The organism is Streptomyces sp. NPDC026394 (assembly GCF_055567735.1).
On the sequence record NZ_JBVHPX010000005.1, the window covers coordinates 262,441 to 286,676 of the forward strand.

General features: G+C 71.9%; 19 protein-coding genes and 2 pseudogenes. 15 read left to right on the plus strand and 6 right to left on the minus strand.

Features of this window, described 5'->3' with window-relative positions; all coding sequences use genetic code 11:
* The first annotated feature begins 7 nt into the window (after positions 1 to 7).
* The 10 genes from pafA (at position 8) to ACZ4QV_RS14905 (ending at position 10,529) form a co-directional block, all read left to right on the plus strand.
* The gene (gene pafA, locus ACZ4QV_RS14860) at positions 8 to 1,369 is read left to right on the plus strand and encodes a Pup--protein ligase (protein WP_361154079.1); all 1,362 of its coding nucleotides are present in this window, start codon (positions 8 to 10) and stop codon (positions 1,367 to 1,369) included.
* A 198-nt stretch (positions 1,370 to 1,567) separates the two neighbouring features.
* Positions 1,568 to 2,560, plus strand: coding sequence for an FKBP-type peptidyl-prolyl cis-trans isomerase (locus ACZ4QV_RS14865; RefSeq protein ID WP_361154573.1), 993 nt, complete (start codon positions 1,568 to 1,570; stop codon positions 2,558 to 2,560).
* Between the two features lie 57 nt (positions 2,561 to 2,617).
* Positions 2,618 to 2,992, plus strand: a complete 375-nt coding sequence (locus ACZ4QV_RS14870; protein ID WP_361154076.1) for an FKBP-type peptidyl-prolyl cis-trans isomerase — start codon at positions 2,618 to 2,620, stop codon at positions 2,990 to 2,992.
* A 195-nt stretch (positions 2,993 to 3,187) separates the two neighbouring features.
* Positions 3,188 to 4,177: a helix-turn-helix transcriptional regulator gene (locus tag ACZ4QV_RS14875; protein WP_361154073.1), complete on the plus strand. Its 990-nt coding sequence runs from the start codon at positions 3,188 to 3,190 to the stop codon at positions 4,175 to 4,177.
* 21 nt (positions 4,178 to 4,198) lie between these two features.
* Entirely contained in the window at positions 4,199 to 5,149 is a 951-nt protein-coding gene (locus ACZ4QV_RS14880; protein WP_031011131.1) for a helix-turn-helix transcriptional regulator, read from the plus strand.
* A gap of 21 nt (positions 5,150 to 5,170) precedes the next feature.
* A complete protein-coding gene (locus tag ACZ4QV_RS14885) occupies positions 5,171 to 5,431 on the plus strand; it encodes a hypothetical protein (protein WP_467762952.1) in 261 nt (86 codons plus the stop codon).
* A gap of 87 nt (positions 5,432 to 5,518) precedes the next feature.
* On the plus strand, positions 5,519 to 5,722 hold the full coding sequence (locus ACZ4QV_RS14890; protein ID WP_361154068.1) for a J domain-containing protein: 204 nt from the start codon (positions 5,519 to 5,521) through the stop codon (positions 5,720 to 5,722).
* Between the two features lie 207 nt (positions 5,723 to 5,929).
* Positions 5,930 to 6,217 carry a Sec-independent protein translocase subunit TatA gene (tatA, locus tag ACZ4QV_RS14895; protein ID WP_361154066.1) on the plus strand — a complete coding sequence of 96 codons (288 nt, stop codon included), beginning with the start codon at positions 5,930 to 5,932 and terminating at the stop codon, positions 6,215 to 6,217.
* A 113-nt stretch (positions 6,218 to 6,330) separates the two neighbouring features.
* Positions 6,331 to 7,239, plus strand: coding sequence for a twin-arginine translocase subunit TatC (gene tatC / locus ACZ4QV_RS14900; RefSeq protein ID WP_361587259.1), 909 nt, complete (start codon positions 6,331 to 6,333; stop codon positions 7,237 to 7,239).
* A 476-nt stretch (positions 7,240 to 7,715) separates the two neighbouring features.
* On the plus strand, positions 7,716 to 10,529 hold the full coding sequence (locus ACZ4QV_RS14905) for a DEAD/DEAH box helicase (RefSeq protein ID WP_361587257.1): 2,814 nt from the start codon (positions 7,716 to 7,718) through the stop codon (positions 10,527 to 10,529).
* 150 nt (positions 10,530 to 10,679) lie between these two features.
* Here the strand turns inward: ACZ4QV_RS14905 and ACZ4QV_RS14910 are convergent, their stop codons facing one another.
* Positions 10,680 to 11,570: a methyltransferase domain-containing protein gene (locus ACZ4QV_RS14910; protein ID WP_361154058.1), complete on the minus strand. Its 891-nt coding sequence runs from the start codon at positions 11,568 to 11,570 to the stop codon at positions 10,680 to 10,682.
* Between ACZ4QV_RS14910 and pdxR the strand changes: the two genes are divergently transcribed.
* Positions 11,569 to 13,080 carry a MocR-like pyridoxine biosynthesis transcription factor PdxR gene (pdxR, locus tag ACZ4QV_RS14915; RefSeq protein ID WP_467762953.1) on the plus strand — a complete coding sequence of 504 codons (1,512 nt, stop codon included), beginning with the start codon at positions 11,569 to 11,571 and terminating at the stop codon, positions 13,078 to 13,080. The two genes, ACZ4QV_RS14910 and pdxR, sit on opposite strands and share 2 nt — an antisense overlap.
* A gap of 321 nt (positions 13,081 to 13,401) precedes the next feature.
* Here the strand turns inward: pdxR and ACZ4QV_RS14920 are convergent.
* The 3 genes and pseudogenes from ACZ4QV_RS14920 to ACZ4QV_RS14930 form a co-directional block, all read right to left on the minus strand.
* Positions 13,402 to 14,331, minus strand: a pseudogene (locus tag ACZ4QV_RS14920) (ADP-ribosylglycohydrolase family protein).
* Between the two features lie 19 nt (positions 14,332 to 14,350).
* Positions 14,351 to 15,208 carry a siderophore-interacting protein gene (locus ACZ4QV_RS14925; RefSeq protein WP_361154052.1) on the minus strand — a complete coding sequence of 286 codons (858 nt, stop codon included), beginning with the start codon at positions 15,206 to 15,208 and terminating at the stop codon, positions 14,351 to 14,353.
* A gap of 48 nt (positions 15,209 to 15,256) precedes the next feature.
* The gene (locus ACZ4QV_RS14930; protein WP_361154570.1) at positions 15,257 to 16,171 is read right to left on the minus strand and encodes a 5'-3' exonuclease; all 915 of its coding nucleotides are present in this window, start codon (positions 16,169 to 16,171) and stop codon (positions 15,257 to 15,259) included.
* A gap of 255 nt (positions 16,172 to 16,426) precedes the next feature.
* On the opposite strand from ACZ4QV_RS14930, the gene ACZ4QV_RS14935 reads away from it, so the two are divergent.
* The 3 genes from ACZ4QV_RS14935 to ACZ4QV_RS14945 all read left to right on the plus strand — a co-directional run bounded on the left by ACZ4QV_RS14935 (position 16,427) and on the right by ACZ4QV_RS14945 (position 21,192).
* Positions 16,427 to 17,761, plus strand: a complete 1,335-nt coding sequence (locus ACZ4QV_RS14935) for a quaternary amine ABC transporter ATP-binding protein (RefSeq protein ID WP_467762954.1) — start codon at positions 16,427 to 16,429, stop codon at positions 17,759 to 17,761.
* Positions 17,754 to 20,351, plus strand: coding sequence for an ABC transporter permease/substrate binding protein (locus ACZ4QV_RS14940; RefSeq protein ID WP_361587249.1), 2,598 nt, complete (start codon positions 17,754 to 17,756; stop codon positions 20,349 to 20,351). The genes ACZ4QV_RS14935 and ACZ4QV_RS14940 overlap by 8 nt, the downstream gene beginning before the upstream one ends.
* Positions 20,352 to 20,448: 97 nt before the next feature.
* Positions 20,449 to 21,192, plus strand: a complete 744-nt coding sequence (locus ACZ4QV_RS14945; RefSeq protein WP_361154043.1) for a helical backbone metal receptor — start codon at positions 20,449 to 20,451, stop codon at positions 21,190 to 21,192.
* Positions 21,193 to 21,440: 248 nt separating this feature from the next.
* Here ACZ4QV_RS14945 and ACZ4QV_RS14950 read toward each other — a convergent pair.
* Positions 21,441 to 22,475 (minus strand): annotated as a pseudogene (locus ACZ4QV_RS14950) (TDT family transporter); the annotation flags it as partial.
* Between the two features lie 182 nt (positions 22,476 to 22,657).
* Here ACZ4QV_RS14950 and ACZ4QV_RS14955 point away from each other — a divergent pair.
* Positions 22,658 to 23,605: a LysR family transcriptional regulator gene (locus ACZ4QV_RS14955; protein ID WP_361154040.1), complete on the plus strand. Its 948-nt coding sequence runs from the start codon at positions 22,658 to 22,660 to the stop codon at positions 23,603 to 23,605.
* 16 nt (positions 23,606 to 23,621) lie between these two features.
* On the opposite strand, the gene ACZ4QV_RS14960 is transcribed toward ACZ4QV_RS14955, so the two are convergent.
* Positions 23,622 to 24,155, minus strand: coding sequence for a hypothetical protein (locus ACZ4QV_RS14960; protein ID WP_361587246.1), 534 nt, complete (start codon positions 24,153 to 24,155; stop codon positions 23,622 to 23,624).
* Positions 24,156 to 24,236 lie beyond the last annotated feature (81 nt).

Sequence of the window (24,236 nt, forward strand, 5' to 3'; positions counted from 1 at the left end):
TTCAGTCATGGACCGCCGCATTTTCGGGCTGGAGAACGAGTACGGCGTCACATGCACGTTCAGGGGACAGCGCCGACTGTCTCCTGACGAGGTGGCTCGGTACCTCTTCCGCCGTGTCGTGTCATGGGGCCGCAGCAGCAATGTCTTCCTGCGGAACGGCGCCCGCCTGTACCTGGACGTGGGATCGCACCCGGAATACGCAACTCCCGAGTGCGACAACGTGACCGAGCTGGTCACCCACGACAAGGCCGGCGAGCGCATTCTCGAAGGTCTGCTGGTCGACGCCGAGCGCCGCCTGCACGAGGAAGGAATCGCGGGCGACGTCTATCTCTTCAAGAACAACACCGATTCCGCCGGAAACTCCTATGGTTGCCACGAAAACTATCTCGTGGCCCGGCACGGGGAGTTCTCCCGGCTCGCGGACATTCTCATTCCGTTCCTGGTGACCCGTCAGCTGCTCTGCGGCGCGGGCAAGGTCCTGCAGACACCGCGCGGGGCCGTCTACTGCGTGAGCCAGCGCGCCGAGCACATCTGGGAGGGCGTCTCCTCGGCGACGACCCGCTCCCGTCCGATCATCAACACCCGCGACGAACCGCACGCCGACGCGGAGCGCTACCGCCGGCTCCACGTCATCGTCGGCGACTCCAACATGTCCGAGACGACCATGCTGCTGAAGGTCGGCGCCACCGACCTCGTCCTGCGCATGATCGAGGCGGGCACGGTGATGCGCGACCTGACCCTGGAGAACCCGATCCGGGCCATCCGGGAGGTCAGCCACGACATAACGGGCCGGCGCAAGGTGCGGCTGGCCAGCGGCCGGGAGGCGTCCGCCCTGGAGGTCCAGCAGGAGTACTACGAGAAGGCGGTGGACTTCGTAGAACGGCGCGGTATCCGTACGGGCACGGTCGAACAGGTCCTGGAACTGTGGGGCCGCACCCTCGAAGCCGTACGCGAAGAGGACCTCGACCGGATCTCCACCGAGATCGACTGGGTGATGAAGTACCAGCTCATCGAGCGCTACCGCGCCAAGAACAACATCACCATGTCGCATCCGCGGGTGGCGCAGATAGACCTCGCCTACCACGACATCCACCGCCGCCGGGGCCTCTACTACCTCCTGGAGCGGAAGGGCCAGGCGGCCCGTATCTGCAACGACTTGAAGATCTTCGAGGGCAAGTCGGTGCCGCCGCAGACCACCCGGGCCCGGCTGCGCGGTGATTTCATCCGCCGGGCGCAGGAGCAGCGCCGCGACTTCACCGTGGACTGGGTGCATCTGAAGCTCAACGACCAGGCGCAGCGCACGGTGCTGTGCAAGGACCCGTTCCGGTCCGTGGACGACCGGGTGGAAAAGCTGATCGCGGGGATGTGAGTCCGGTTCGTCACCGTATCCGGTGTATCACCGGATACGGTGACGGCTCGGTCGTGCCGGTGCCGGGAGCGCCCGCGCTCCCGGCACTCTGCGGTGCGGCGCCGCTGTGTCGTTGTGTCGCACGGGGAAACGCACTCAGGGTCAGGTCGTAGAGTGGCGGGCATCGCCCACCCACCCCACGACCCCGAGTTGGACTTCATGAACTTCACGAAGAACACCCGCCGCGCCGCCGCCGCGGCGCTGACCGTTCCCCTCCTGCTGTTCACCGCCGCCTGTGGGTCCGATGACGGCAAGGGGTCGTCGGCCGCCGCGGTCGCCAAGGTGGAGGGGAAGCCCGGGGAGCAGCCCAAGATCACCGTCCCGAAGGACGCCAAGGCGCCCGGCGAGGCGGTCACCAAGACGCTGCACGAGGGCTCGGGCGCGGAGGTCAAGAAGGGCGACTACGTACGTCTGGACTTCGCGGCGCAGGCCATGAAGACCGGCCAGAACCTCGGCAGCACCTGGACCAAGCAGCCCGGTGCGGACGCGAAGGCGCCGCGCACGCAGATCGTCGGCGAGATCAGTGACCAGCCGACCCAGCAGCAGCTGCCGCAGAAGGTGATGGAGGCGGTCGCGGGCCAGAAGGTCGGCAGCCGCTTCGAGGTCGAGGGCACCGCCAAGGCGCTGGTCGGCGAGAACCTGAACCCGCAGTCCGGCATCAAGCCCGAGGACGGCCTGGTGTGGGTCGTGGACGTGGTCGGCGCGGGCAAGGCCGACAAGAAGGGCAAGTCCGAGGGCGAGCAGGCGGCGCCGGAGGAGGGCATGCCCGAGGTGAAGGCGGAGGGCGAGAAGGCCGCGACGATCACCGTCCCCAAGGGGGAGAAGGCGCCCACCGAGCTCAAGGAGCAGGTGCTGGTCAAGGGCAAGGGCCCGAAGGTCAAGGCCGGCGACGGCCTGATCGCGCAGTACACCGGTGTGAAGTGGGAGGACGGCAAGAAGTTCGACTCCTCCTGGGACCACGGCGGCGCCACCGCCTTCCAGATCGGCACCGGTGCCGTCGTCAAGGGCTGGGACCAGGCCCTGGTCGGCAAGAACGTCGGTGACCGGGTGGAGATCGTGATTCCGCCGAAGCTGGGCTACGGCGCGAATCCGCAGAGCGAGCTGGCGAAGAACACCCTGGTGTTCTCCGTCGACATCGTCGGCACCGTCTGAACATGATCTGCCAGACTGTGCGGGTAGCTGTGCAGATTCTTTCGTAGGAGCACTTTCGTGAACATCGACAAGCCCGAGATCGACTTCCCTGACGGTCCGGTCCCCACCGACCTGGAGATCGTGGACCTGTGGGAGGGTGACGGGCCGGTCGCCAAGGCCGGGGACTTCGTCAAGGTCCACTACGTGGGAGTCTCCTTCAGCTCCGGCGAGGAGTTCGACGCGAGCTGGAACCGCGGCAACCCGCTGGAGTTCCAGCTCGGTGCCGGCCAGGTCATCTCCGGCTGGGACCAGGGCGTGCAGGGCATGAAGGTCGGCGGCCGCCGCCGGCTGACCATCCCCCCGCACCTGGCCTACGGCGACCGCGGCGCCGGTGGCGGCCGTATCGCGCCGGGCGAGACGCTGATCTTCGTCTGTGACCTGATCTCCGCCTGAGAACGACGGCAGCCGGCCGCGGCACAGCGGCGGCCGGCCCGCACCGAGGGCCCGTGCCACCCGGCACGGGCCCTCGTCCTTGCCCGCCGGGCGCCCGCCGCCCCCGCCGCCCGTCACGGTCCGGACCCTCGGCTTTGCCGCAGGTCCCCGGAGCGGTACGGTCATCGGTCGGGAGTCCGACAAGAAAGGGCGTCGATGGCCATTGCCAAGGCCGAGCGGCTGATGAATCTGGCGCTGTGCCTTCTGGGCACCCGTCGCCCGCTGACCAAACGTGAACTGCGGTCCTCCATCGAGGCGTACGTGGAGACGTTCGGCTCCGGGGACGCGGGTACGGGCAGCGACGACTCCTTCAACCGGATGTTCGAGCGCGACAAGGACGACCTGCGCGAACTCGGCCTGGTCATCGAGACCGTCGAAGGACTGGACGGGGAGACCGGCTACCTCGCGCGCCGCGACAGCAACCGCCTCCCCCCGATCACCCTGGACGCCGCCGAGGCCGCCGCCCTGGGACTCGCCGCCAAGATCTGGCAGCAGGCCCGGCTGGCCGGCGCCGCCAGTGGCGCACTGCAGAAGCTGCGCGCGGCCGGCGTGCCCTTCCAGGACGACGGCAGCTTCGAGGCGCAGCAGCCGCACAGCGCCCTGGAACCCCGCATCCCCGCCCACGAGGCCGCCTTCGAGCCGCTGATGCTCGCCTGCCGCGACCGCCGGCCCGTCGTCTTCGACTACCGCAAGTCCAACGCCGCCCGCCCCGAGCAGCGGCAGGTGGAACCGTGGATACTGGAGTGCTGGCGCGGCCACTGGTACCTCGCCGGCTGGGACCGTGAACGGCAGGCCGAACGGGTCTTCCGGCTCTCCCGCATCACCGGCAAGGTCCGCTCCCGGCAGGGGAAGTTCACCGCCGAGGTGCCCGACCACGTCACCGTCCGCGAGACGGTGGAGAGCTGGGCGGGGGAGACCGCCACCGGCACCGCCCGGATCAGACTGCGCACCGACCACGGCTACCCGCTGCGCGCCCGCGCGCTGAGCATCCGCGAGCTGGGCGACGGCTGGGATGAACTGGAGATCCCGTACGGGCACGGGCTCGACGCCTGGCTGGTCGAGTTCGGCCCCGACGTCGTGGTGCTGGAACCCGCCGAGCTGCGGGCCGACGTCGTGGACCGGCTGCGCGCCGTGGCCAAGGGCTGAGAGGGACGGGACGCACACTCCATGGCTACCAACGCGATCGACCAGACCCGGCGGATGCTGTCGCTGGTCACCTACCTCCGCGAGCGCCCCGGCGCCCGCGTCTCCGACGTCGCCCGCGCCTTCGGCATCTCCGAGGACGAGCTGATCGGCGACCTCGACGTGCTGCCGATGTGCGGTACGAGCTTCCGCGGCGGCGACCTGCTCGACATCGACACCGACGGCGACCGCATCTGGTGGCACAACCCCGACGACGTCGCCGAGCCGTTGCGGCTGGCCGCCGACGAGGCGACCGCCCTGCTGGTCGCGGCCCGCGCCGTGGCCACCCTGCCCGGACTGCGCGAGGGCGACCGGCAGGCGCTGCTGCGCGCCACCGCCAAGCTGGAGGCCGCGGCGGGCGAGGCGGCCGGCGCCAGCTCCCGGGTGTCGGTCACCTTCGAGTCGGAGGGCGGCGTCTTCGCCGACGTCGACCGGGCCATCGCCGAGCGCCGCCGGCTGTGGCTGCGCTACTACTCACCCGCGCGCGACGAGCTGACCGAGCGCGAGGTGGACCCGATCCGGCTGTTCGCGGTGGGCCACACCTACGTCGAGGCGTGGTGCCGCCTCTCGGAGGCGCGCCGTACCTTCCGGCTCGACCGGGTCGCCGAGATCAAACTGCTGGACGCCCCCGCCGACCCGCCGCCCGTCGAACTGCGCGACCTGTCCGAAGGGCTGGTGCAGCCCGCGGCCGAGGACCCCGAGGTCGTCATCGAGGTGGCGCCCGGCGGACGCTGGGTGGCCGAGTACTACCCGCACGACAGCGCCGAGGAGCTGCCGGACGGCGGCCTGCGCATCACCCTGCGTACCCCCGACCCCGCCTCGCTGCGGCGGCTCGCGCTGCGCCTGGGCCGGGACGGCCGCATCGTCTCGCCGCAGGCCCTGGCGGACAGCGCGCGCCAGGCGTCCCGGCAGGCGCTCGCGGCGTACGGCGAATAGGACGCGGAGGGCGGCGGCACGATGACGACGACCATGGCGGGCGGGATGCCCACGACCCTGACCGGCCCGGTGCTCTTCAAGGCGGCCTGCCCCGACTGCCGGGGCTGCTTCGAGCTGGCGTCGGACGCGCTGCGCCTGGCCATCGGCGCCAGCAGTCATACCACCTTCTACTCCTTCACCTGCCCGGACTGCGGCAGCGCGGTCCGCAAACCGGCGGGGGAGCGGATCGTCGAGCTGCTCACCGGCGGCGGGGTCCGGACCCTGCGGCTGCACATGGGCTGAGGTGCCCGGCCACCGAGTCCATCCGTCCGACATGACCCTTTATATGTGTCATCTGTCACGCTCGTACCCCCCGATAGGCTTCGCCCCATGCTCTGGCCCATGATCGCCATCGCCCTCGGCTTCCTCGGCATCGCCGTCCTCGGCGTCCTCGCCGTCCGCGTCTTCGTGGAGGTACGACGGCTGGCCCGCCAGGTCGGACAGACCTCGGAGCGCATCCAGCGGGCCGCGCAGGACCTGGAGCGGGCGGCCGTACCGCTGGCCTCGCGAGCCCACGAATCCCTTCGGGACTGATACCGCACCCTGCTGCTACGGGTGTGCGGGCGGTACGCTGCTGTTCGCAGTTCAGACCGCGAGGCGGGGGCGGAAACCTACGGTACGCACGTCCCTTGCCGCCCGTTCACCGCCGAACGTTACGATCGCTGTCAGCACTAGCACGCCCGTCCGACCCCCACGGCAGGCACCGAAGTAGACGCCGACCCGGCGAGAAGGTAGTCGCACATGCTCAGCAACCTCAGGGCCCCCGAGATCATTCTGATCCTCGTCGTCATTGTGCTGCTGTTCGGCGCGAAGAAGCTCCCGGACATGGCACGTTCGCTCGGCAAGTCGGCCCGCATCCTCAAGAGCGAGGCCAAGGCCATGAAGAAGGAAGGCGGCGACGGCGAGGCCGCCGGCAAGGACGCCTCCTCCGCCGACTCCCAGGCCGCGCCGCGGACGATCCAGGCGGCCCCGGGCGATGTGAACAGCTCGCGTCCCGTCGCCGAGCCGAACCGCACCACCCACAGCTGACCGGAGCCGACCCAGCTCCGCCGGCCCGGTCGGCCGGTGGCGGCTGATGCACGAGACGAGGACGTGGGTTGCTCAAGTCTGCCCGCAAACAGCAAAAGGACCCCGAGGGGCGGATGCCGCTCGCGGAACACCTGCGTGAGCTGCGCAACCGACTGCTGAAGTCGGTCCTTGCGATCGGCGTGGTCACTGCCGTGGCCATGCTCTACTACAAGGACATCGCCCACTTCATCACGGGCCCGGTCATCGAGAGCGTCGGCTGCCCGCGTGGGACGTCCGCCGGCACGCCGCCGGGCCACCCCTGCGCGCAGATCACGGCTCAGGGCATGCTGGCGCCCTTCACGATCCTGCTCAAGGTGTCGCTCACCACGGGTGTCGTCATCGCCAGCCCGGTCTGGCTCTACCAGCTGTGGGCGTTCCTCGCACCCGGCCTGCACAACACCGAGAAGAAGTACGCGCTCAGCTTCGTGGCGGCGGGCGTCCCGCTGTTCCTCGGTGGCGCCTACCTCGCCTACGCGGTCCTGCCCACCACGGCCGCCGCGCTGGTCGGGCTGACGCCCAGCGAGTGGTCCAACCTCTTCCCGGCGGACGAGTTCCTGGACATCGTCACGCGCATGGTCGTGGTCTTCGGCCTGGCCTTCGAGCTGCCGCTGCTGCTGATCCTGCTGAACTTCGGCGGAGTGATCACCGGGCGCCGGGTGCTGAGCTGGTGGCGCTTCATGGTGCTGGGCATCACCATCTTCGCCGCGATCGCCACCCCCACCGGCGACCCGCTGACCATGGGCCTGCTCGCGGCCCCGATCGTGATCCTGTACTTCGGCGCGGTAGGTGTGTGCCTGTTCAACGACCGCCGTCGCCGGCGCTCCGACCCGGACCGGGAACTGGACGACGACGAGGCGTCACAGCTCGACCTGACCCCCGAGAGCATCGACGGACTCGACCCCGCCACCGGCCACCGGATGCTTCCGGAACAGGCCACCGGCGACCCGGCACCGCGCCGCAACGGGTTCGACGACGCGACGTAACGAAGGCGGCTGCGCGACGCAGCGCGGACGCCGTCGCCGGGGGGCGGCGGCGTGGCGCGAGGCGGGCGGGACGACCGGGGCGGTGACGCGTTGAGCGCGTGCCGCCCCGCGGTCTGTGCGGGGGCGGCGCTCCTACGAGGCGCTGTGCGGGGGCGGCGCTCCTACGGGGCGAATCGAACGCGCTCTTCCCCCCAGCGGGGGGATACCCGGGGGCGGCGGCCGGGAACCGCGCGGGGGCGGCCCCGCTTCGCGCCACCTCGCTCCCCGCTGCCCCGCACCACTTCGCCCCGCGCAGCCCCCTCGCCCCGCACCACCTCGCCCCGCCAGTCCCGCCGCTGGTCATAGCGGCGTCCCTGATGGCCCCGGCGTCCCCGGCCGGTGAGCGTGGGGGAGTGGTGTGTCCGGGGGAGGGCCGGTAAAGGGCGTCCATAATGATCGGCTCGTTGTCAGAGGTGGCCGGTAGGCTCGTAAGCACGATGACCGAGGACATGTCCCCTGCTGAGCGCTACGCCGCCGCCAAGTTGCGGGCGGCGGAGCAGGCCACCGCACTCGCCCCTTTCCGTGAGATGTACGACTTCGCGCTGGACCCGTTCCAGATCGAGGCGTGCCAGGCCCTGGAGGCCGGTAAGGGCGTGCTGGTCGCGGCCCCGACCGGATCCGGCAAGACGATCGTGGGCGAGTTCGCCGTCCACCTGGCCCTGGAGCAGGGCCGTAAATGCTTCTACACCACGCCGATCAAGGCGCTGTCGAACCAGAAGTACCAGGACCTGGTTCGGCGCTACGGCGCGGACCGGGTCGGCCTGCTGACCGGTGACAACAGCGTCAACTCCGAGGCGCCGGTGGTCGTGATGACCACCGAGGTGCTGCGGAACATGCTGTACGCGGGCTCCCAGTCGCTGAACGGCCTCGGTTACGTGGTGATGGACGAGGTGCACTACCTCTCCGACCGCTTCCGCGGTGCCGTCTGGGAAGAGGTGATCATTCACCTGCCGGAGTCCGTCACGCTGGTCTCGCTGTCCGCGACGGTCTCCAACGCGGAGGAGTTCGGCGCCTGGCTGGACACGGTGCGCGGTGACACGGAAGTGATCGTCTCCGAGCACCGCCCGGTGCCGCTGTGGCAGCACGTGCTCGCCGGGCGCCGGATGTACGACCTCTTCGAGGAGCGGGAGGGCCGTTCCGGTGCCGGGCGCCGGGAGGTCAACCCGGACCTGGAGCGGCTGGCGCGGATGGAGAACAGCCGCCCGACGTTCGGCCGGGACAAGCGCCGGGGCCGCAACCAGCGGGAGGCGGACCGCGAGCGCGAGCGGCGGCAGCGCAGCCGTATCTGGACGCCGGGCCGCGCCGAGGTGATCGACCGGCTGGACAACGAGGGCCTGCTGCCGGCGATCACGTTCATCTTCAGCCGGGCCGGGTGCGAATCGGCTGTGCAGCAGTGCCTGTATTCGGGGCTGCGGCTCAACGACCAGGAGGGGCGGGCCGAGGTCCGCGCCATCGTGGAGGAGCGGACGGCCGGGATCCCCGATGAGGACCTGCACGTTCTCGGCTACTACGAGTGGCTGGAGGGGCTGGAGCGGGGTATCGCCGCGCACCACGCCGGCATGCTGCCGACCTTCAAGGAGGTCGTGGAGGAGCTGTTCCTGAAGGGGCTGGTCAAGGCCGTCTTCGCGACGGAGACGCTGGCGCTGGGCATCAACATGCCCGCCCGTTCGGTCGTCCTGGAGAAGCTGGTCAAGTGGAACGGCGAGCAGCACGCCGACATCACCCCCGGCGAGTACACGCAGCTCACCGGCCGTGCCGGGCGCCGCGGCATCGACGTCGAGGGCCATGCGGTGGTGCTGTGGCAGCGCGGCATGGACCCGGGCGCCCTGGCCGGCCTGGCCGGTACACGGACGTATCCGCTGCGCTCGTCCTTCAAGCCGTCGTACAACATGGCGGTCAACCTGGTCTCGCAGTTCGGGCGGCACCGCTCGCGAGAGCTGCTGGAGATGTCGTTCGCGCAGTTCCAGGCGGACAAGTCGGTCGTCGGCATCTCGCGGCAGGTGCAGAAGAACGAGGAGGGCCTGGACGGCTACAAGGAGTCCATGACCTGCCACCTCGGTGACTTCGAGGAGTACTCGCGGCTGCGCCGGGAGCTGAAGGACCGGGAGACGGAGCTGGCCAAGCAGGGCGCCGCGCAGCGCCGGGCCGCGGCCGCCGCGGCGCTGGAGAAGCTCCGGCCGGGCGACGTGATCCACGTACCGACGGGCAAGTACGCGGGGCTGGCGCTGGTGCTGGACCCGGGCATGCCGTCGGGGCGCACCAACGGGCACCGCGGCTACGACGCGCACGACGGCCCCCGGCCGCTGGTGCTGACCGCCGAGCGGCAGGTCAAGCGGCTGGCGTCGATGGACTTCCCGGTCCCGGTGGCGGCCCTGGACCGGATGCGCATCCCGAAGTCCTTCAACGCGCGCAGCCCGCAGTCCCGCCGGGACCTGGCGTCCGCGCTGCGGACGAAGGCCGGGCACATCGCGCCGGAGCGGCACCGCAAGCAGCGGGCGGCGGCGGCCGACGACCGGGAGATCGCGCGGCTGCGTACGGAGCTGCGGGCGCATCCCTGCCACGGCTGCGACGAGCGCGAGGACCACGCGCGGTGGGCCGAGCGGTACCACCGGCTGCTGCGTGACACGCGGCAGCTGGAGCGCCGTATCGAGGGCCGTACGAACACCATCGCGCGCACCTTCGACCGGATCTGCGCCCTGCTGACCGGACTTGACTACCTGGAAGGTGACACGGTCACCGACGAGGGCCGGCGGCTGGCGCGGCTCTACGGCGAACTGGACCTGCTGGCGAGCGAATGCCTGCGGGCCGGCGTCTGGAACGGGCTCGGCCCCGCCGAACTGGCCGCCTGCGCCTCGGCCCTGGTCTACGAGGCCCGGCAGGCGGACGACGCGGTGGCGCCGAAGCTGCCGTCGGGCAAGGCGCGGGACGCGCTCGCCGAGATGGTACGGATCTGGGGCCGACTGGACGCCCTGGAGGAGGACCACAAGATCAACCAGGCGGAGGGCGTCGGCCAGCGCGAGCCGGACCTCGGCTTCGCCTGGGCCGCGTACCGCTGGGCCTCCGGATTCGGCCTGGACGAGGTGCTGCGCGAGGCGGAGATGCCGGCCGGCGACTTCGTGCGCTGGTGCAAGCAGTTGATCGACATCCTCGGCCAGATCGCCGCCGCCGCACCCCCGGAGGTGGCGCGCAACGCCCGCAAGGCCGTGGACGCGGTGCTGCGGGGCGTGGTGGCGTACTCGTCGGTGGGGTGAGGCCGCGAGGCCGCTTCCGGGGCCCGGCCGGGCCCCGGTCTCCGGTGTGACGTCGTGCGGGTCCGTCCTTCGGGTGAGGGACGGACCCGCGGTCTGTCCGCCCGGCTCCCGAGGCCCGGGTGCCGGGCGGACGTGCGAGAGCGTGGCGCGTCACACGGGCGGATTGACGGCGGTGGCCTTGAAGAAGGTGTACTGGAACGTTCCGCCGTCCTCCGCCGTCCGGCGCAGCTCGCGGATGCCGCGCTCCCACTCGGCCTCGGTCGTCAGCCCGGCGGCCAGCGCGTCGTCCCGTACGGCCGCGATCATCGCGATGAACGTGTTGCGGGTGAAGCTGTCCACCAGTCCCGGCCGGGTCGCGTCGGCGCAGACCGTACGCGGCCGGACCGCCACCCCCGCGTACCCGGCGGCGGTCAGCAGCGGCTGCAGCCGCCGGCCGATCAGCGCGTCGCCGCCGGCCGCGGCCTGCAGTCGGACCTGGTGGCCGATCACGGTGTGGGCTTCGGCACTGTCCGGGTGGAAGAACGCCGATCCGTGGTCCCCCTCGATGACGGTGATGCCGCCGCCCGGCCGCAGGACGCGCCGCAGGTCCGCCAATGTCCGTGCGGGGTCGGGCAGGTGCTCCAGGACGAAGCAGACGAAGAGGTGGTCGAAGGAGGCGTCGGCGTACGGCAGGTCGGTCAGGTCGGCCTGTTGCCAGCGCACCGTCGCCGCGTGCGGACGGGCGGCGAGGCGGGCGCGGGCCTGGTCGAGCGAGTCCGCGCAGATGTCGACCGCGGTGATGTGGGCACCCGGGCTGGAGGCGACCAGATGCACGGTCTGGGCGCCGACCCCGCATCCGGCCTCCAGGACCCGGCTGCCCGCCTCGTACACCGTGCCCGCGTGCAGGAGCGCTGCCAGGGTGTCCGCCTGGTCGGTGAGCCGCCGGGCCTCATGGTCCGAGTACCCGTGCACGTAAGGGTGTTCGCGGGGTGTGGGAGTCCGGAGCGCGTGGCTGTCCTCGTGCGGGCCGCCGGTCGTCTGCTCCGTCGTTGCTGTTCTCATGCCGCCACTCTGGGCCGACAATGGCCCGGTGCCCAGATCCAAAGACGTGGCGGCCGACCGGTCCATAACGGCCGGGTCCGACTTCCTCCAACTGAACACCGCCGACGCGCCCGCGGGCGGTCTGTCCGACTGGCTGGCACAGCGCCTGCGGCTCGCCGTCGCGGACGGCCGCCTCGCGGTGGGCGACCGGCTGCCGGCCACCCGCACGCTCGCAGCGGAACTCCGGGTCTCTCGGGGCGTCGTCACCGAGGCGTACCAGCGGCTGATCGAGGACGGGCACGCGGTCGGCCGCGGCCGCGGCGGCACGGTCGTGGTCGCCGCTCCCGTCGCGGCCGCGGCACCGGCGCCCGCGCGTCCGGCCCAGACGCCACCGCCGGGCGCGGTGTTCACCACCGAGCCGGAAGCGGACGTCTTCGACACGGTGCGGGCGGCACCGGCCCGGATCGACCTCAGCCCCGGCACGCCCGACCTGGCCTCGTTCCCGCGTACCGCGTGGTCGCGCGCGGAACGCCGGGTGCTCGGCACGCACGCCGCCCCCGGCTTCGGGTACGGGGACCCGCGCGGCACTCCGGAGCTGCGGCGCGCCGTCGCGAAGTGGCTGGCCCGCAACCGCGGTCTGTCGGTCGCCCCGGACGAGGTGCTGATCGTCTCCGGCACCGCGCAGACGCTCGGTCTGCTGGCCCAGGTGCTGGGCCGCCGGGGCGTTCGCGAAGTGGCGGTGGAGGACCCGGGGTCGCTCGGGGCCCGCCAGCACCTCCGGTACTGGGGTATGCGTACACCGCCGGTACCGGTCGACGCCGACGGCATCCGGGTCCGGGACCTGCGGGCCTCCGGCGCTCCCGCCGTCCTGGTGACACCGGCGCACCAGTTCCCGACCGGGGTGGTGCTCGGCGGGGCACGGCGCCGCGAGCTGATGCGCTGGGCGGCCGACGGCGACGGCCTGATCATCGAGGACGACTACGACGCCGAACACCGCTACGACCGGCCGCCGGTGCCCGCGCTCCGCGCCATGCTGCCCGAGCACGTCTGCTACGCCGGGAGCGTCTCGAAGCTGCTGGCGCCGGCGCTGCGGACCGGATGGGTCGTCGCTCCGCCGGAACTGCACGGCGCGCTGGTGGACGCCAAGCGGTTCACCGACCTCGGCAACGCCGCGCTGCCGCAGTGGGTGCTGGCCGACCTGATGGAGAGCGGCGAGCTGGAACGCCGGCTGCGGCAGCTCCGAAAGCGGCACCGGGCGCGTCGTGACGCGATGATCCGGGCCATCGGTACCCACCTGCCGGGAGCGGTCGTGCAGGGCGCGGCGGCGGGTCTGCATCTGACGGTGACCTTCGACGCGGACTTCGCCGATACGGACCTGGCGGCGGCCGCGCTCCTCCGGGGGGTCAAGGTGCAGCCGCTCTCCTGGCACCGACAGGGCCCTGGACGGCCAGGGCTGGTGCTGGGGTACGCCGCGAGCACGGCGACCGAGATCGCGGCGGGCTTGGCGGTCATCGGCAGCGTGCTGGAGTGAGCGCGGCGCCGCCGCACGGTCCGGGGAGGGCGCGTCGGTCCGTACAGCGCTACGGGGAGGGTCGGGCGGGCGTGTCGGTCCGTGGCCGACGCGTCGGACCGGCGTGTCGTGTGCGTCGTGGGGTGCCGTCCGACACGCCGTGCGTGCGTTCGGTTGTGCAGCGACGACACGGGGTGGTGCTGCCGGGGGCGTGGGGCTCCGGTGGATGCGCACGGTCCACGGGGCCGCGCTGCTCTTGGAATGCGAGGTGGTACGGGTCGGAGGGCGCCGTTCCGTAAGGGGGCGCGCCGCCCGGCCATGACCTGTACGGTCCGGCCACGGTCAGCACGGGCCGACCGCGGTGCACGCCAACTCCTCGGCCAGGGCCCGCAGTTCGTCTACCCGCAGCACCCTGCCCCCGAACCCGGGCAGCGGTACGTGCAGCTCCCGTATCCAGTGCTCGGGGATCGCGCCGACTCCGTGGACCCCTCCGGCCAGACCACCGGTGACCGCGGCGACGGTGTCGGTGTCGCCGCCGAGGTCGATGGCGGCCCGCGGCGCGTCCTCGTACGAGCCGGTGGTGCGCAGTGCCCAGACGGCGGAGCCGAGGCAGGGCCACACCGCGCCGTTGAACTCGGTGGCCTGGTCCGGGTGCCAGCCGGGCGCGAGGACGGAGGCGGTAGCGCGCGCGGTGGGCGAGGCGGACGTGGGAGAGCGCGTCCGGCAGGGCGGCGAGCGGGTCGTCGCTTCGCAGAGCGGCATGCAGCAACGCGTGGAACAGCACCCCCCTCCCCGGCCGCCGGGTCCCCGTGGGTCAGCGCGGACAGCCGCCGGGTGGTGTCCACGGACACCACCCGGCGAAGTACACGGCGGCGGGCGTGGCGCGCATCAGTGAACCGTTGCCCGCGGCGCGCCGGTTGACCTGGAAGTGCCGGGCGGCGGCCCGGTCCCACGGCTCGCCGTTGCCGAGCACGTCCTCGGTCTGCAGACCGATGCCCTTCGGCTCGGCCGCGGCCCGGCGCTGGAATCTGCGGAAGACGTCGGGGAGGTCGAGTCCGCCGCGTTCCAGCAGCGATTCGGCGGTCAGTACCGCCATCTGCGTGTCGTCCGTGGCTTCGCCGGGGGCCCGGCCGCCGCCTCCGCACATGGTCCCCGGCCGTCGGGAAAGCGGTCCGTGTACGCGCCCGGCGGGCCGAACTCGAGGGGCGCGCCGAGGGCGTCCCCGGCGGCCGAGCCGACCACGGCACCGATCGCCCGCTGCACGGATTCCACTCCCGGCCCCGGAGGCACGTCAGGAAGCGGCAGGCCGGGCGGTCTCCTGTTCGGCTTCGACCTGCTGGTTCCACTGCTGCTTGGACGCCTGCCAGCCGTCCTCGTCGTGGCCGTTGCGCCAGTAGCCGGAGATCGACAGGTCCTCGCGCGGCACCTCCCGCTCGACGCGCAGCAACTTGCGCAACTCCTTCACGAAGCCGGCCTCGCCGTGGACAAAAGCGTGCACCCGGCCCGCGGGGAAGTCCAGCGCGCGGACGGCCTCGACCAGCCGCGCGCCGACCGGTGCGGTGCCGCGGTGCAGCCAGGTGATCTCGGCGCCGGCCGGAGCCTCCAGCTTCTGCTCCTCCTTCGGGCCGGCGACCTCGATGAAGGCGTGGACGGGCACGTCCTCGGGCGCCCGGGCCAGGGAGGCGGCGATGGCCGGCAGGGCGCTCTCGTCACCGGCGAGCAGGTGCCAGTCGGCGTCGGGGTTCGGGGCGTACGCGCCGCCGGGGCCCAGGAGCAGTGCCTCGTCACCCGGGCGGGCCTGCGCCGCCCACGGCCCCGCGAGGCCCGTGTCGCCGTGCACCACGAAGTCGACCGCCAGTTCCCGCGTGTCCGGGTCCCAGGTGCGCACGGTGTAGGTACGGGTCCTGGGCCACTGGTCGCGGGGGAAGGCGGCGCGGATCTCGGCGATGTCCAGCGGCTGCGGGTAGTCCACGCCGGGGACCGGGAAGACCAGCTTGACGTAATGGTCGGTGTACTCGCCCGCCGAGAACTCCGCCAGGCCGTCACCGCCCAGCACCACCCGCACCATGTGCGGCGTGAGCTGCTCGGTGCGCAGCACCTGCGCGTGAATGAGCTTGGGCTTCTTGCGGGCCGGACGCTCTGCTGCCACGACGATCTCCCCTGCCACGGTCTTGTTAGGTTTACCTAACCTAACAGTTCAGGGGCGGAGCGTCGCCAGGAGCCGCTGCAAGGAGCCGCCCAGTCCCCACTGGTCGGCGAGCGCTTCCAGCCGCTCCGGGTCGGCCGGCTCGTCGGGCAGCGCGGCGTCGAAGTCCGGCACCGGCACGTCGGCGGCCACCCGTACGACCTGCGGCGCGACCTCGACGTACGGCCGGGCCTCGGTCAGCCGCTTGCGCTGGGAGGGGGTGAGCTCGGACGCCGGGTCGTCGGCCGCGGCCATGATCCCCGCCAGGTCGCCGTACCGGTCGAGCAGCTTGGCGGCGGTCTTCTCGCCGATGCCCGGCACGCCCGGCAGGCCGTCGCTGGGGTCGCCGCGCAGCAGCGCCAGATCGGCGTAACCGCTGCCGTCCACGCCGTACTTCTCCCGCAGCAGGGCCTCGTCGGTCATCTGGAGGGTGCCGACACCCTTGAGCGGATACAGGATGCGGACCCCGCGCCCGTCGTCGGCCAGCTGGAACAGGTCGCGGTCGCCGGTGACGATGTCGACCGGCCCGGTGGCGCGGGCGGTGAGCGTGCCGATGATGTCGTCCGCCTCGTACCCGGCGGCGCCGACCCGGGCGATGCCGAGCGCGTCGAGCACCTCCTCGATCACCGGGACCTGCGGCGAGAGGGTGTCCGGGATCTCCTCGGCGTCCGGCTCGGGGGAGCCGGGCGGCGCCTCCTCGGCGACGCGGTGCGCCTTGTACGAGGGGATGAGGTCGACCCGCCACTGCGGGCGCCAGTCGAAGTCCATGCAGGCCACCAGGTCGTCGGGCTGGTGGTCCTGGACGAGCCGGGCGATGAAGTCCAGCAGCCCGCGCACCGCGTTGACCGGCGTGCCGTCCGGAGCCCGGACCGACTCCGGCACGCCGAAGTAGGCGCGGAAGTAGAGGGAGGCGGTGTCGAGGAGCATCAGGCGTCGAGTCACACCCCGATGATGCCGTACGCCCGGTGATGCGGCCGGGCGGTGCCGCGGAGGCGGGACGGACGCGTGTGTGAACTGGGTCACCAATACGTTTGTCATTTCGCAAAGGGGGCAGGCGCGCGGCCGGAGCGGAGCCGGTGGATATTCAACATTTCCATCGGTTAACGGCGGGCCCGACCCGTACCGCGCCACGACCTGCCGACGGGGGAGGCGGGGCGTACACAGTCAATTCGAGAGGTGTATGTGGCCAGGCTGCAAGCCGAGCACGTGTACAAAGTGTTCGGGAGACGACCCGAGGACGCCGTACGACGGCTCGAAGACGGTGCAAGCCGCGAGGAGCTACGGGCCGACGGAACGACCGCCGCGGTGATCGACGCGTCGTTCTCCGTGGACGAGGGCCAGATCTTCGTCGTCATGGGTCTGTCCGGATCCGGTAAGTCCACGCTGCTGCGGACCCTCAACGGGCTGCTGGAGCCGACCGCCGGAAGCGTCCGGTTCGACGGTCAGGACCTGACCTCGCTCAGCGACAAGGAACTGCGCAAGGTCCGCTCCGAGAAGATCTCCATGGTCTTCCAGCACTTCGCGCTCTTCCCGCACCGCAGTGTGCTGGAGAACGCCGCGTACGGGCTGGAGGTCCAGGGCGTGCCCCGGGCCGAACGCGACAAGCGCGCCACCGAGGCACTGCACCTCGCGGGCCTCGAAGGCTGGGAGAAGTCCTGGCCCGACGAGCTGTCCGGCGGCATGCAGCAGCGGGTCGGCCTGGCCCGCGCGCTGGCCACCGACGCCGACCTGCTGCTGATGGACGAGTCCTTCAGCGCGCTGGACCCGCTGATCCGCCGCGACATGCAGGACCAGCTCCTGGAGCTCCAGAAGACGCTGAAGAAGACCATCGTCTTCATCACCCACGACCTGAACGAAGCCATGCGTCTCGGCGACCGGATCGCCGTCATGCGCGACGGCCGCATCGTCCAGACCGGCAGCGCCGAGGACATCCTCCTCACCCCCGCCAACGACTACGTGGCCTCCTTCATCCAGGACGTCGACCGCTCCCGGGTGCTCACCGCCGGGGCCATCATGGTCGACGTCGACGAGGTGCTGGGCCGCACCGCGGACAACGGCGCGGAGATCCGTACGGCCGAGGACTTCCTCGCCGCCACGCCCGCCACGGTCCACCTGGACACGCCGGTCGCGGAGCTGTTCGGCCCCTGCTCGGCCGGGACCGTACCGGTCGCCGTCGTCGACGCGGACGGTGCGTTGGCCGGCGCGGTGCCGGTGCAGCGGCTGCTGTCCGTACTCAGTGAGGGCGGACAGGCGGGCGGGACCGCCGGGCAGGCGGACCCCACGGAGACGAAGGTCACGGCGACAAAGGCCACGGAGACGAACGCCACGGATGCGGAAGCCGCCCAGGCCCGTACCGAGGCCCGGGCCGCCGAAGACGCCGCCCCCTCCGACGGCAAGAAGGCCGACACCGACGGCAAGAAGGCGACCGCCGACGGCAAGGCGGACGTCCAGCCCGACGGCAAACCCGACGGCATGACGGGCGGCAAGCCCGAGGGCAAGGTGATCGCCGGTGCCTAGAATCGATGTCGGCTCCTGGGCCAACACGTGCGTCGAATGGCTGCGCAACCACCTCACGTGGCTCTTCGACTTCGTCTCGCACGTCCTGACGGACATGTACAACGGCATCGAGGCGGTCCTCTCCGCCCCGCAGCCGTTCCTGCTGATGGGCATCTTCGCGGTGCTCGCCTGGTGGCTGCGCGGCCTGCCGGCCGCCGTCCTGACCTTCGCCGGCTTCGCCCTGATCGACTCGATCGAGCAGTGGCAGGCCACCATGCAGTCCCTGTCGCTGGTGCTGGTGGCCTGCATCATCACCATCGTCATCGCGGTGCCGCTCGGCATCTGGGCGGCCCGCAACCGCGCCGTCGGCGGCGCGCTGCGCCCGGTGCTGGACCTGATGCAGACGATGCCCGCGATGGTCTACCTGATCCCCGGCATCCTCTTCTTCGGCATCGGCGTGATGCCCGGCATGGTGGCGACCATCATCTTCTCGATGCCGCCCGCCGTCCGGATGACCGAGCTGGGCATCCGGCAGGTCGACGGCGAACTGGTCGAGGCCGCCGAGGCGTTCGGCACGCACCCGCGCCGCACCCTCTTCCGGGTGCAGCTCCCGCTGGCGCTGCCCACGATCATGGCCGGTATCAACCAGGTCATCATGCTGGCCCTGTCCATGGTCGTCATCGCCGGCATGGTCGGCGCCGAGGGTCTGGGCTCGTCGGTCTACAACGCGGTCAGCTCCGTGAACGTGGCCCTCGGCTTCGAGGCCGGTCTCGCCGTCGTCATCCTCGCGATGTACCTGGACCGGATGACCGGCGCCCTCAACGAGCGGGTCTCGCCGCTGGGCCGCCGCGCGCTGGCCAAGGCGCAGGCCGCGCTGGGCGGCGCGAAGTTCCTGTACTGGAAGCCCGCCACCTCCGTCGCGATGGTCGGCGTGGTCGTGCTCGCGCTGGTCGCGGGCGGTCTGAACGTCTTCGGCAAGGAAGGCGCGAAGACCGACGGCGGCGGCCGCCCGATCACCCTCGGGTACGTCAACTGGGACGAGGGCAAGGCCACCACGTACCTGTGGAAGGAAATCCTCGAACAGCGCGGCTTCAAGCCGAAGGCGCAGGCGCTGGAGGCCGGCGCGCTGTTCACCGGTCAGGCCCGCGGCGACATCGACGTGCAGACCAACGCCTGGCTGCCCACCACGCACGCCGAGTACTACAAGAAGTACAAGGACAAGCTCGAAGACCTCGGCGCCTGGTACGACAAGACCTCGCTGGAGATCGCGGTCCCGTCGTACATGAAGGACGTCAAGACCCTCGACGACCTCAAGGGCAGGGCGGGCGAGTTCGGCGGCAAGATCACCGGCATCGAGCCGGGCGCCGGCGAGATGAAGATCCTCAAGGACAAGGTCCTCAAGGACTACGGCCTGGAGGACGAGTACAAGGTCGCCGAGTCCAGCACCGCGTCCATGCTCACCGAGCTGGACCGCGCGTACGCGGCCAAGAAGCCGATCGCCGTCACGCTGTGGTCGCCGCACTGGGCGTACGACAAGTACGACCTGACCAAGCTCAAGGACCCCAAGGGCTCCTTCGGCTCGGGCGACAGCCTGCACCTGCTGGGCCGCAAGGGCTTCGCCCAGGACGAGCCCGAGGTCGCCAAGTGGATGAAGAACTTCCACCTGGACGAGAAGCAGCTCACCAGCCTGGAGAACGAGGTCAAGAGCGCCGGCGAGGGCCACGAGCAGGACGGCGTGCGCAACTGGCTGAAGAAGAACCCGGGCCTGGTCGACACGTTCGCCCCGTCGGCGAACGCCACGTACGCCAAGGGCAAGGACGCCGGCGCGGCCCCGAACATCGGCTACCCGGCGTGGGACGAGGGCATCGCCACCACGTACCTGTGGAAGAACGTCCTGGAGAAGCGCGGCTACAAGCCGAACATCCGCAACCTGGACGTCGGCCCGATGTGGACCGGACTGTCCAGCGGGCAGATCGACGTCGAGTTCGACGGGTGGCTGCCGGTCGCGCAGAAGCAGTACTGGGACCAGTACAAGGACGATCTCGTCGACATCGGCGCCTGGTACGACAAGACGTCGCTGGAGATCGCGGTGCCGTCCTACGTCAAGGACGTCAAGACGCTGGACGACCTGCGCGAGCACCAGGACGAGTTCAAGGGCAAGATCATCGGCATCGAGCCGGGCACCGGTGAGATGAAGCGCCTGAAGGACACCGTCGCGCCCGCGTACGGCCTGGACGACTTCCAGGTCACCGAGGCCGGCACCAGCTCCATGCTGGCCGAGCTGGACCGCGCCTACGCCAAGAAGGAGCCGATCGCGGTCGTGCTCTGGTCGCCGCACTGGGCGTACAGCAAGTACGACCTGACCAAGCTCGCCGACCCGAAGCACACCTGGGGCGACAACAACCAGATCAAGTCGCTGGGCCACAAGAGCTTCCCGGAGAAGTTCCCGGAGTTCAACGGCTGGCTGAAGAACTGGAAGATGTCGCCCGAGGAGCTGGGCAGCCTGGAGAAGGAGATCCAGGACGCCGGCAAGGGTCACGAGAACGACGGTGTCGAGAAGTGGATCGACGCCCACCCGGGCATCGTCGACAAGATGGCGCCGGTGAAGTGAGGCGCTGAACGCACCACGTGGGCCCCGCCCCCGGCTGTACGGCCGGGGGCGGTGCCGTTCCGCGTCGGGCGCGGCCCCGCCCGCGTACGGTGGGGTGATGACGACCGGTCAGCACCGCGCCCCGCGCGTGGTCTCCCTCGTGCCCTCACTCACCGAGGCCGTGGCCGCCACCGCGCCCGACCTGCTCGTCGGCGCCACCGACTGGTGCAGCCATCCCGCCGGACTGGACGTGCCGCGCGTCGGCGGCACCAAGAACCCGGACACCGCCCGGATCGCCGCCCTCGCGCCCGGCCTCGTCCTGGCCAACGAGGAGGAGAACCGCGCGCCGGACCTCGCCGCGCTGCGGGCCGCCGGACTGGACGTCCTGGTCACCGAGGTCCGGGACCTGGACCAGGCGCTGCGCGAGCTGGAACGGGTCCTGGTGCGCGGCTGCCGGCTGCCCAGGCCCGGCTGGCTGGACGACGCGGCGGACGCCTGGCGGGACGTACGGACCGAGGCGGCGGACGCGCGCGGCGCGGTGGTGCCGATCTGGCGGCGGCCCTGGATGGTGCTGGGCCGGGACACGTTCGCGGGTGACCTGCTCGCCCGGCTCGGTGTGCGGAACCTCTACGCGGACCACGCCGAGCGGTATCCGCGCGTCCCGGTCGAGGAGCTGAACGCGCGCGGCGCCGACCTGGTGGTGCTTCCGGACGAGCCGTACCGCTTCGCGGCGGACGACGGCCCCGAGGCGTTCCCGGGGCTGCCGTCCGCGCTGGTCAGCGGGCGTCATCTGACGTGGTACGGGCCGTCGTTGGCGGAGGCGCCGGCGATGCTCGGGGCGGCGCTGGACGCGGCCCGCTGAGCGCAACCGGCGGGGCCGCGGGGTTACCGGGGGCGCGAGGCTACCGGGGCTGCCGTGGCCGCCGGGGTCGAGGAGGCTGCCGGGGCTTCAGATGTCACGGAGGTCTCAGGGGCCATGGAGGTGCCCGAGGACACCGACGCCGTGGAATCCACCGGAACCACCGTGGACGCGGAAACCACCGGAGCCACCGTGCCCGCCGGGGCCGAAGGCACCAGCCGGGCCGCGATCGCCGTCGTGCCCGCCAGGGCCGCCGCCCCCGGCTTCTCCGGCGGCGGTACGAGGAGCTGACCGCGCGCCAGCCCCAGCGCGGTACGGGCCCCGGCCGTCAGCCAGGCCGCCACCAGCACGGCGAACAGCCCCACCGCGAGCCAGGTGAAGGCGGCGAGCCCGGTGTGCCGCGCCAGGCCCGCCGCGCCCGTCACGCACGTACCGACCGGGAAGGTGAACGCCCACCAGGTCATCGAGAACGTCATCCCGGCCCGGAAGGCCCGGACGACCAGGGCCGTCGCCAGCGCCAGCCACAGCAGCGCGAAGCCGGTGACCGGCACGCCGTACAGGAGCGCGAAGCCGCTCATCGCCTGCGCGTACCCGGCGCCGACCGCGCCCGGCGCGGCGTCCGCGAGGTTGTTGACCGCGGTCGTGGACTGGCCGAGCGGCCCGAGGACCAGGAACAGCGTCGGGCTCAGTGCGAGCGGCAGCGGGCCGTGGTGGATCAGCCGGGTCAGGACCAGCGGCAGCACCAGCAGGGTGGCCAGCAGCGACATCCCGAACATCGCGTAACAGGCGAGCAGCATCGCCTCCTGCCACTGCCCGGCCGGCAGGTGCGGCACCAGACCCGGGCCGAGCGCCGCGGAGACCATCGGCGCGACCAGCGGCAGGATCCACACGGGGGAGGCGGTGCCGGCCTCGATCCGGTGCCGGGCCACCATCAGGTACGGCACCGCCGCGGCCGCCGCGAGGCCCACCGCCGTACCGGCGCACCACAGGACCGCGTCGGCGGCGACGGCGGCCCGCTCGCCGAGCACGTCCGGGCCGACGGCGAGCGTCCCGCCGCCGACCGCCAGCAGGGCCATCGCCAGGCAGCCGTAGAACGGCGCGACCGCCGGGTCGAGCAGGTGGCGCCGCGCCTGGTCGGTGTGGCGGAGCCAGTGGACGGTACGGGCGGTCAGCAGGGCCGCCAGCAGGACGGCGGACAGGGCCCAGACCGCCACGTACGCGCCGCGCAGACCGGGGGAGTGCAGCGGCAGGGTCGCGCCGGCGTTGGCGACGATGGCGGTGCCCATGACGGCGGCGTACCAGTTGGGACCGAGGTGACGCAGGGCCGGGGACGTGTCGGAGGAGCGGGCGGAGAGGCGGCGGCCGGTGCGGGCGGAAGGCTGCGTCAGGGGTGGCATGTCTTCCAGGGTCGGCCCGCGCACCGCCTCCCACCAGGGACCTCGCGCCTATGAGCCCATAAGGTGGGGTTATGGGTGCAGGAAATGAAGGGCAGACCGGGACGGACCCGGTGGTTCCGCTCTCGCATCGGGTACCGGACCTCGGCGCGCTGGAGCTGCTGCTCGCCGTCGCCCGGCTCGGCAGCCTCGGGCGGGCGGCCCGCGAGCGGGGCATCAGCCAGCCCGCCGCCAGCAGCCGCCTGCGCTCGATGGAGCAGCAACTGGGCGTCGCCCTCGTCGAGCGCTCACCGCGCGGCTCGCGCCTGACGGACGCGGGCGCCCTGGTCACGGACTGGGCGCGGCAGGTGGTGGAGGCCGCCGAGGCGTTCGACGCGGGCGCGCAGGCGCTGCGCGGGCGGCGGGACTCGCGGCTGCGGGTCGCCGCCAGTATGACCATCGCCGAGTACCTGCTGCCGGGCTGGCTCATCGCGCTGCGCGCCCAGCGCCCGGACACCGCGGTCTCCCTGCTCGCCGGGAACTCCGCCGCCGTCGCCGAGCGGCTCCTCACGGGCGCGGCGGACCTCGGGTTCGTGGAGGGGCTGGACGTGCCCGCCGGGCTGGACGGCGCGGTCATCGGCCACGACCGGCTGGTGGTGGTCGCCGCGCCCGCCCACCCGTGGGCCCGGCGCCGTACGGAGCTGACAGCGGCCGAACTGGCCGCCACCCCGCTGATCCTGCGCGAACGCGGTTCCGGCACCCGCCAGGTCCTGGACGCGGCACTGGCCGGGCACGGCGGGCTCGCGGCACCGCTGCTGGAACTGGCCTCCACGACGGCGGTCAAGGCCGCCGCGGTGAGCGGCGCCGGGCCGTCCGTGCTGAGCGAGCTGGCCGTGGGGGAGGAGCTGGCGGCACGGCGGCTGGTCGAGGTCCCGGTGCGCGGCACGCGCTTCGGCCGCGACCTGCGGGCCGTCTGGCCCGCCGGGCACCGGCCCGCGGGCCCGGCCCGCCACCTGCTGGGGCTGACCCGGGCCCTGCCGTGACCGGGGCGCGGCCGGGTCAGCGGTCGGCCTGGTAGGCCGCGTCCGCGCCGGTGGCCCTCCGGCCGTCGGGGGCGGTGTAGGTGAGGGTGCGGTCCCCTCGGATCTGGAAGACATTGGTGGGGCGCTGGCGATTGCGGGGATTGCAGACCGGAACCGGAACGGTGAAGACGGTCTGGTACCGCGACCCGTCGGGCATGGACACCCGTGTCACGAAGGTGACCACTCCCTTCTTGGCGGGATGGCTGCCGTTCGGTGCCTCGAAGAACCAGAACCCGTCCGCCGTCGCGGAGGAGTCCGTCGGCACGACCGTCATCGAGTTGCCCGCGTCGAACCGTACGGTCCGCACCTTCGTGCCGTCCTGGGTGTACGGCTTGGACAGCTCGAACCGCGCTCTGCCGCCCTCCTGCGGGGCCTGGATGTAGTCGCTCTCACTGCCCCCGCACTGGCCGGGGGCGGCCACGGCGGGGGAGCCGTACTGGACGAGGAGTCCGAGGGCCAGCGCGGAGGACAGTCCCACGGCGGCGGACTTCAGGTGGCGTCGGTTTGTCATGGCGGAACCCACTTCCGTAGGAAGGACAGCACGAAGCCGGGCTCGTCGGGGAACAGCCGAGCCCCACGGCGTCGACGCAGG

What these genes read in the sequence shown, in the direction of transcription:
- tatC (WP_361587259.1), top strand. Translation starts at nt 6,331, where the DNA reads ATGCCGCTCGCGGAACACCTGCGTGAGCTGCGCAACCGACTGCTGAAG.
- pafA (WP_361154079.1), top strand. Translation starts at nt 8, where the DNA reads ATGGACCGCCGCATTTTCGGGCTGGAGAACGAGTACGGCGTCACATGC.
- ACZ4QV_RS14955 (WP_361154040.1), top strand. Translation starts at nt 22,658, where the DNA reads ATGGGTGCAGGAAATGAAGGGCAGACCGGGACGGACCCGGTGGTTCCG.
- ACZ4QV_RS14875 (WP_361154073.1), top strand. Translation starts at nt 3,188, where the DNA reads ATGGCCATTGCCAAGGCCGAGCGGCTGATGAATCTGGCGCTGTGCCTT.
- ACZ4QV_RS14890 (WP_361154068.1), top strand. Translation starts at nt 5,519, where the DNA reads ATGCTCTGGCCCATGATCGCCATCGCCCTCGGCTTCCTCGGCATCGCC.
- ACZ4QV_RS14885 (WP_467762952.1), top strand. Translation starts at nt 5,171, where the DNA reads ATGACGACGACCATGGCGGGCGGGATGCCCACGACCCTGACCGGCCCG.
- ACZ4QV_RS14910 (WP_361154058.1), bottom strand. Translation starts at nt 11,570, where the DNA reads ATGAGAACAGCAACGACGGAGCAGACGACCGGCGGCCCGCACGAGGAC.
- pdxR (WP_467762953.1), top strand. Translation starts at nt 11,569, where the DNA reads ATGCCGCCACTCTGGGCCGACAATGGCCCGGTGCCCAGATCCAAAGAC.
- ACZ4QV_RS14880 (WP_031011131.1), top strand. Translation starts at nt 4,199, where the DNA reads ATGGCTACCAACGCGATCGACCAGACCCGGCGGATGCTGTCGCTGGTC.
- tatA (WP_361154066.1), top strand. Translation starts at nt 5,930, where the DNA reads ATGCTCAGCAACCTCAGGGCCCCCGAGATCATTCTGATCCTCGTCGTC.
- ACZ4QV_RS14960 (WP_361587246.1), bottom strand. Translation starts at nt 24,155, where the DNA reads ATGACAAACCGACGCCACCTGAAGTCCGCCGCCGTGGGACTGTCCTCC.
- ACZ4QV_RS14905 (WP_361587257.1), top strand. Translation starts at nt 7,716, where the DNA reads ATGACCGAGGACATGTCCCCTGCTGAGCGCTACGCCGCCGCCAAGTTG.
- ACZ4QV_RS14945 (WP_361154043.1), top strand. Translation starts at nt 20,449, where the DNA reads ATGACGACCGGTCAGCACCGCGCCCCGCGCGTGGTCTCCCTCGTGCCC.
- ACZ4QV_RS14930 (WP_361154570.1), bottom strand. Translation starts at nt 16,171, where the DNA reads ATGCTCCTCGACACCGCCTCCCTCTACTTCCGCGCCTACTTCGGCGTG.
- ACZ4QV_RS14865 (WP_361154573.1), top strand. Translation starts at nt 1,568, where the DNA reads ATGAACTTCACGAAGAACACCCGCCGCGCCGCCGCCGCGGCGCTGACC.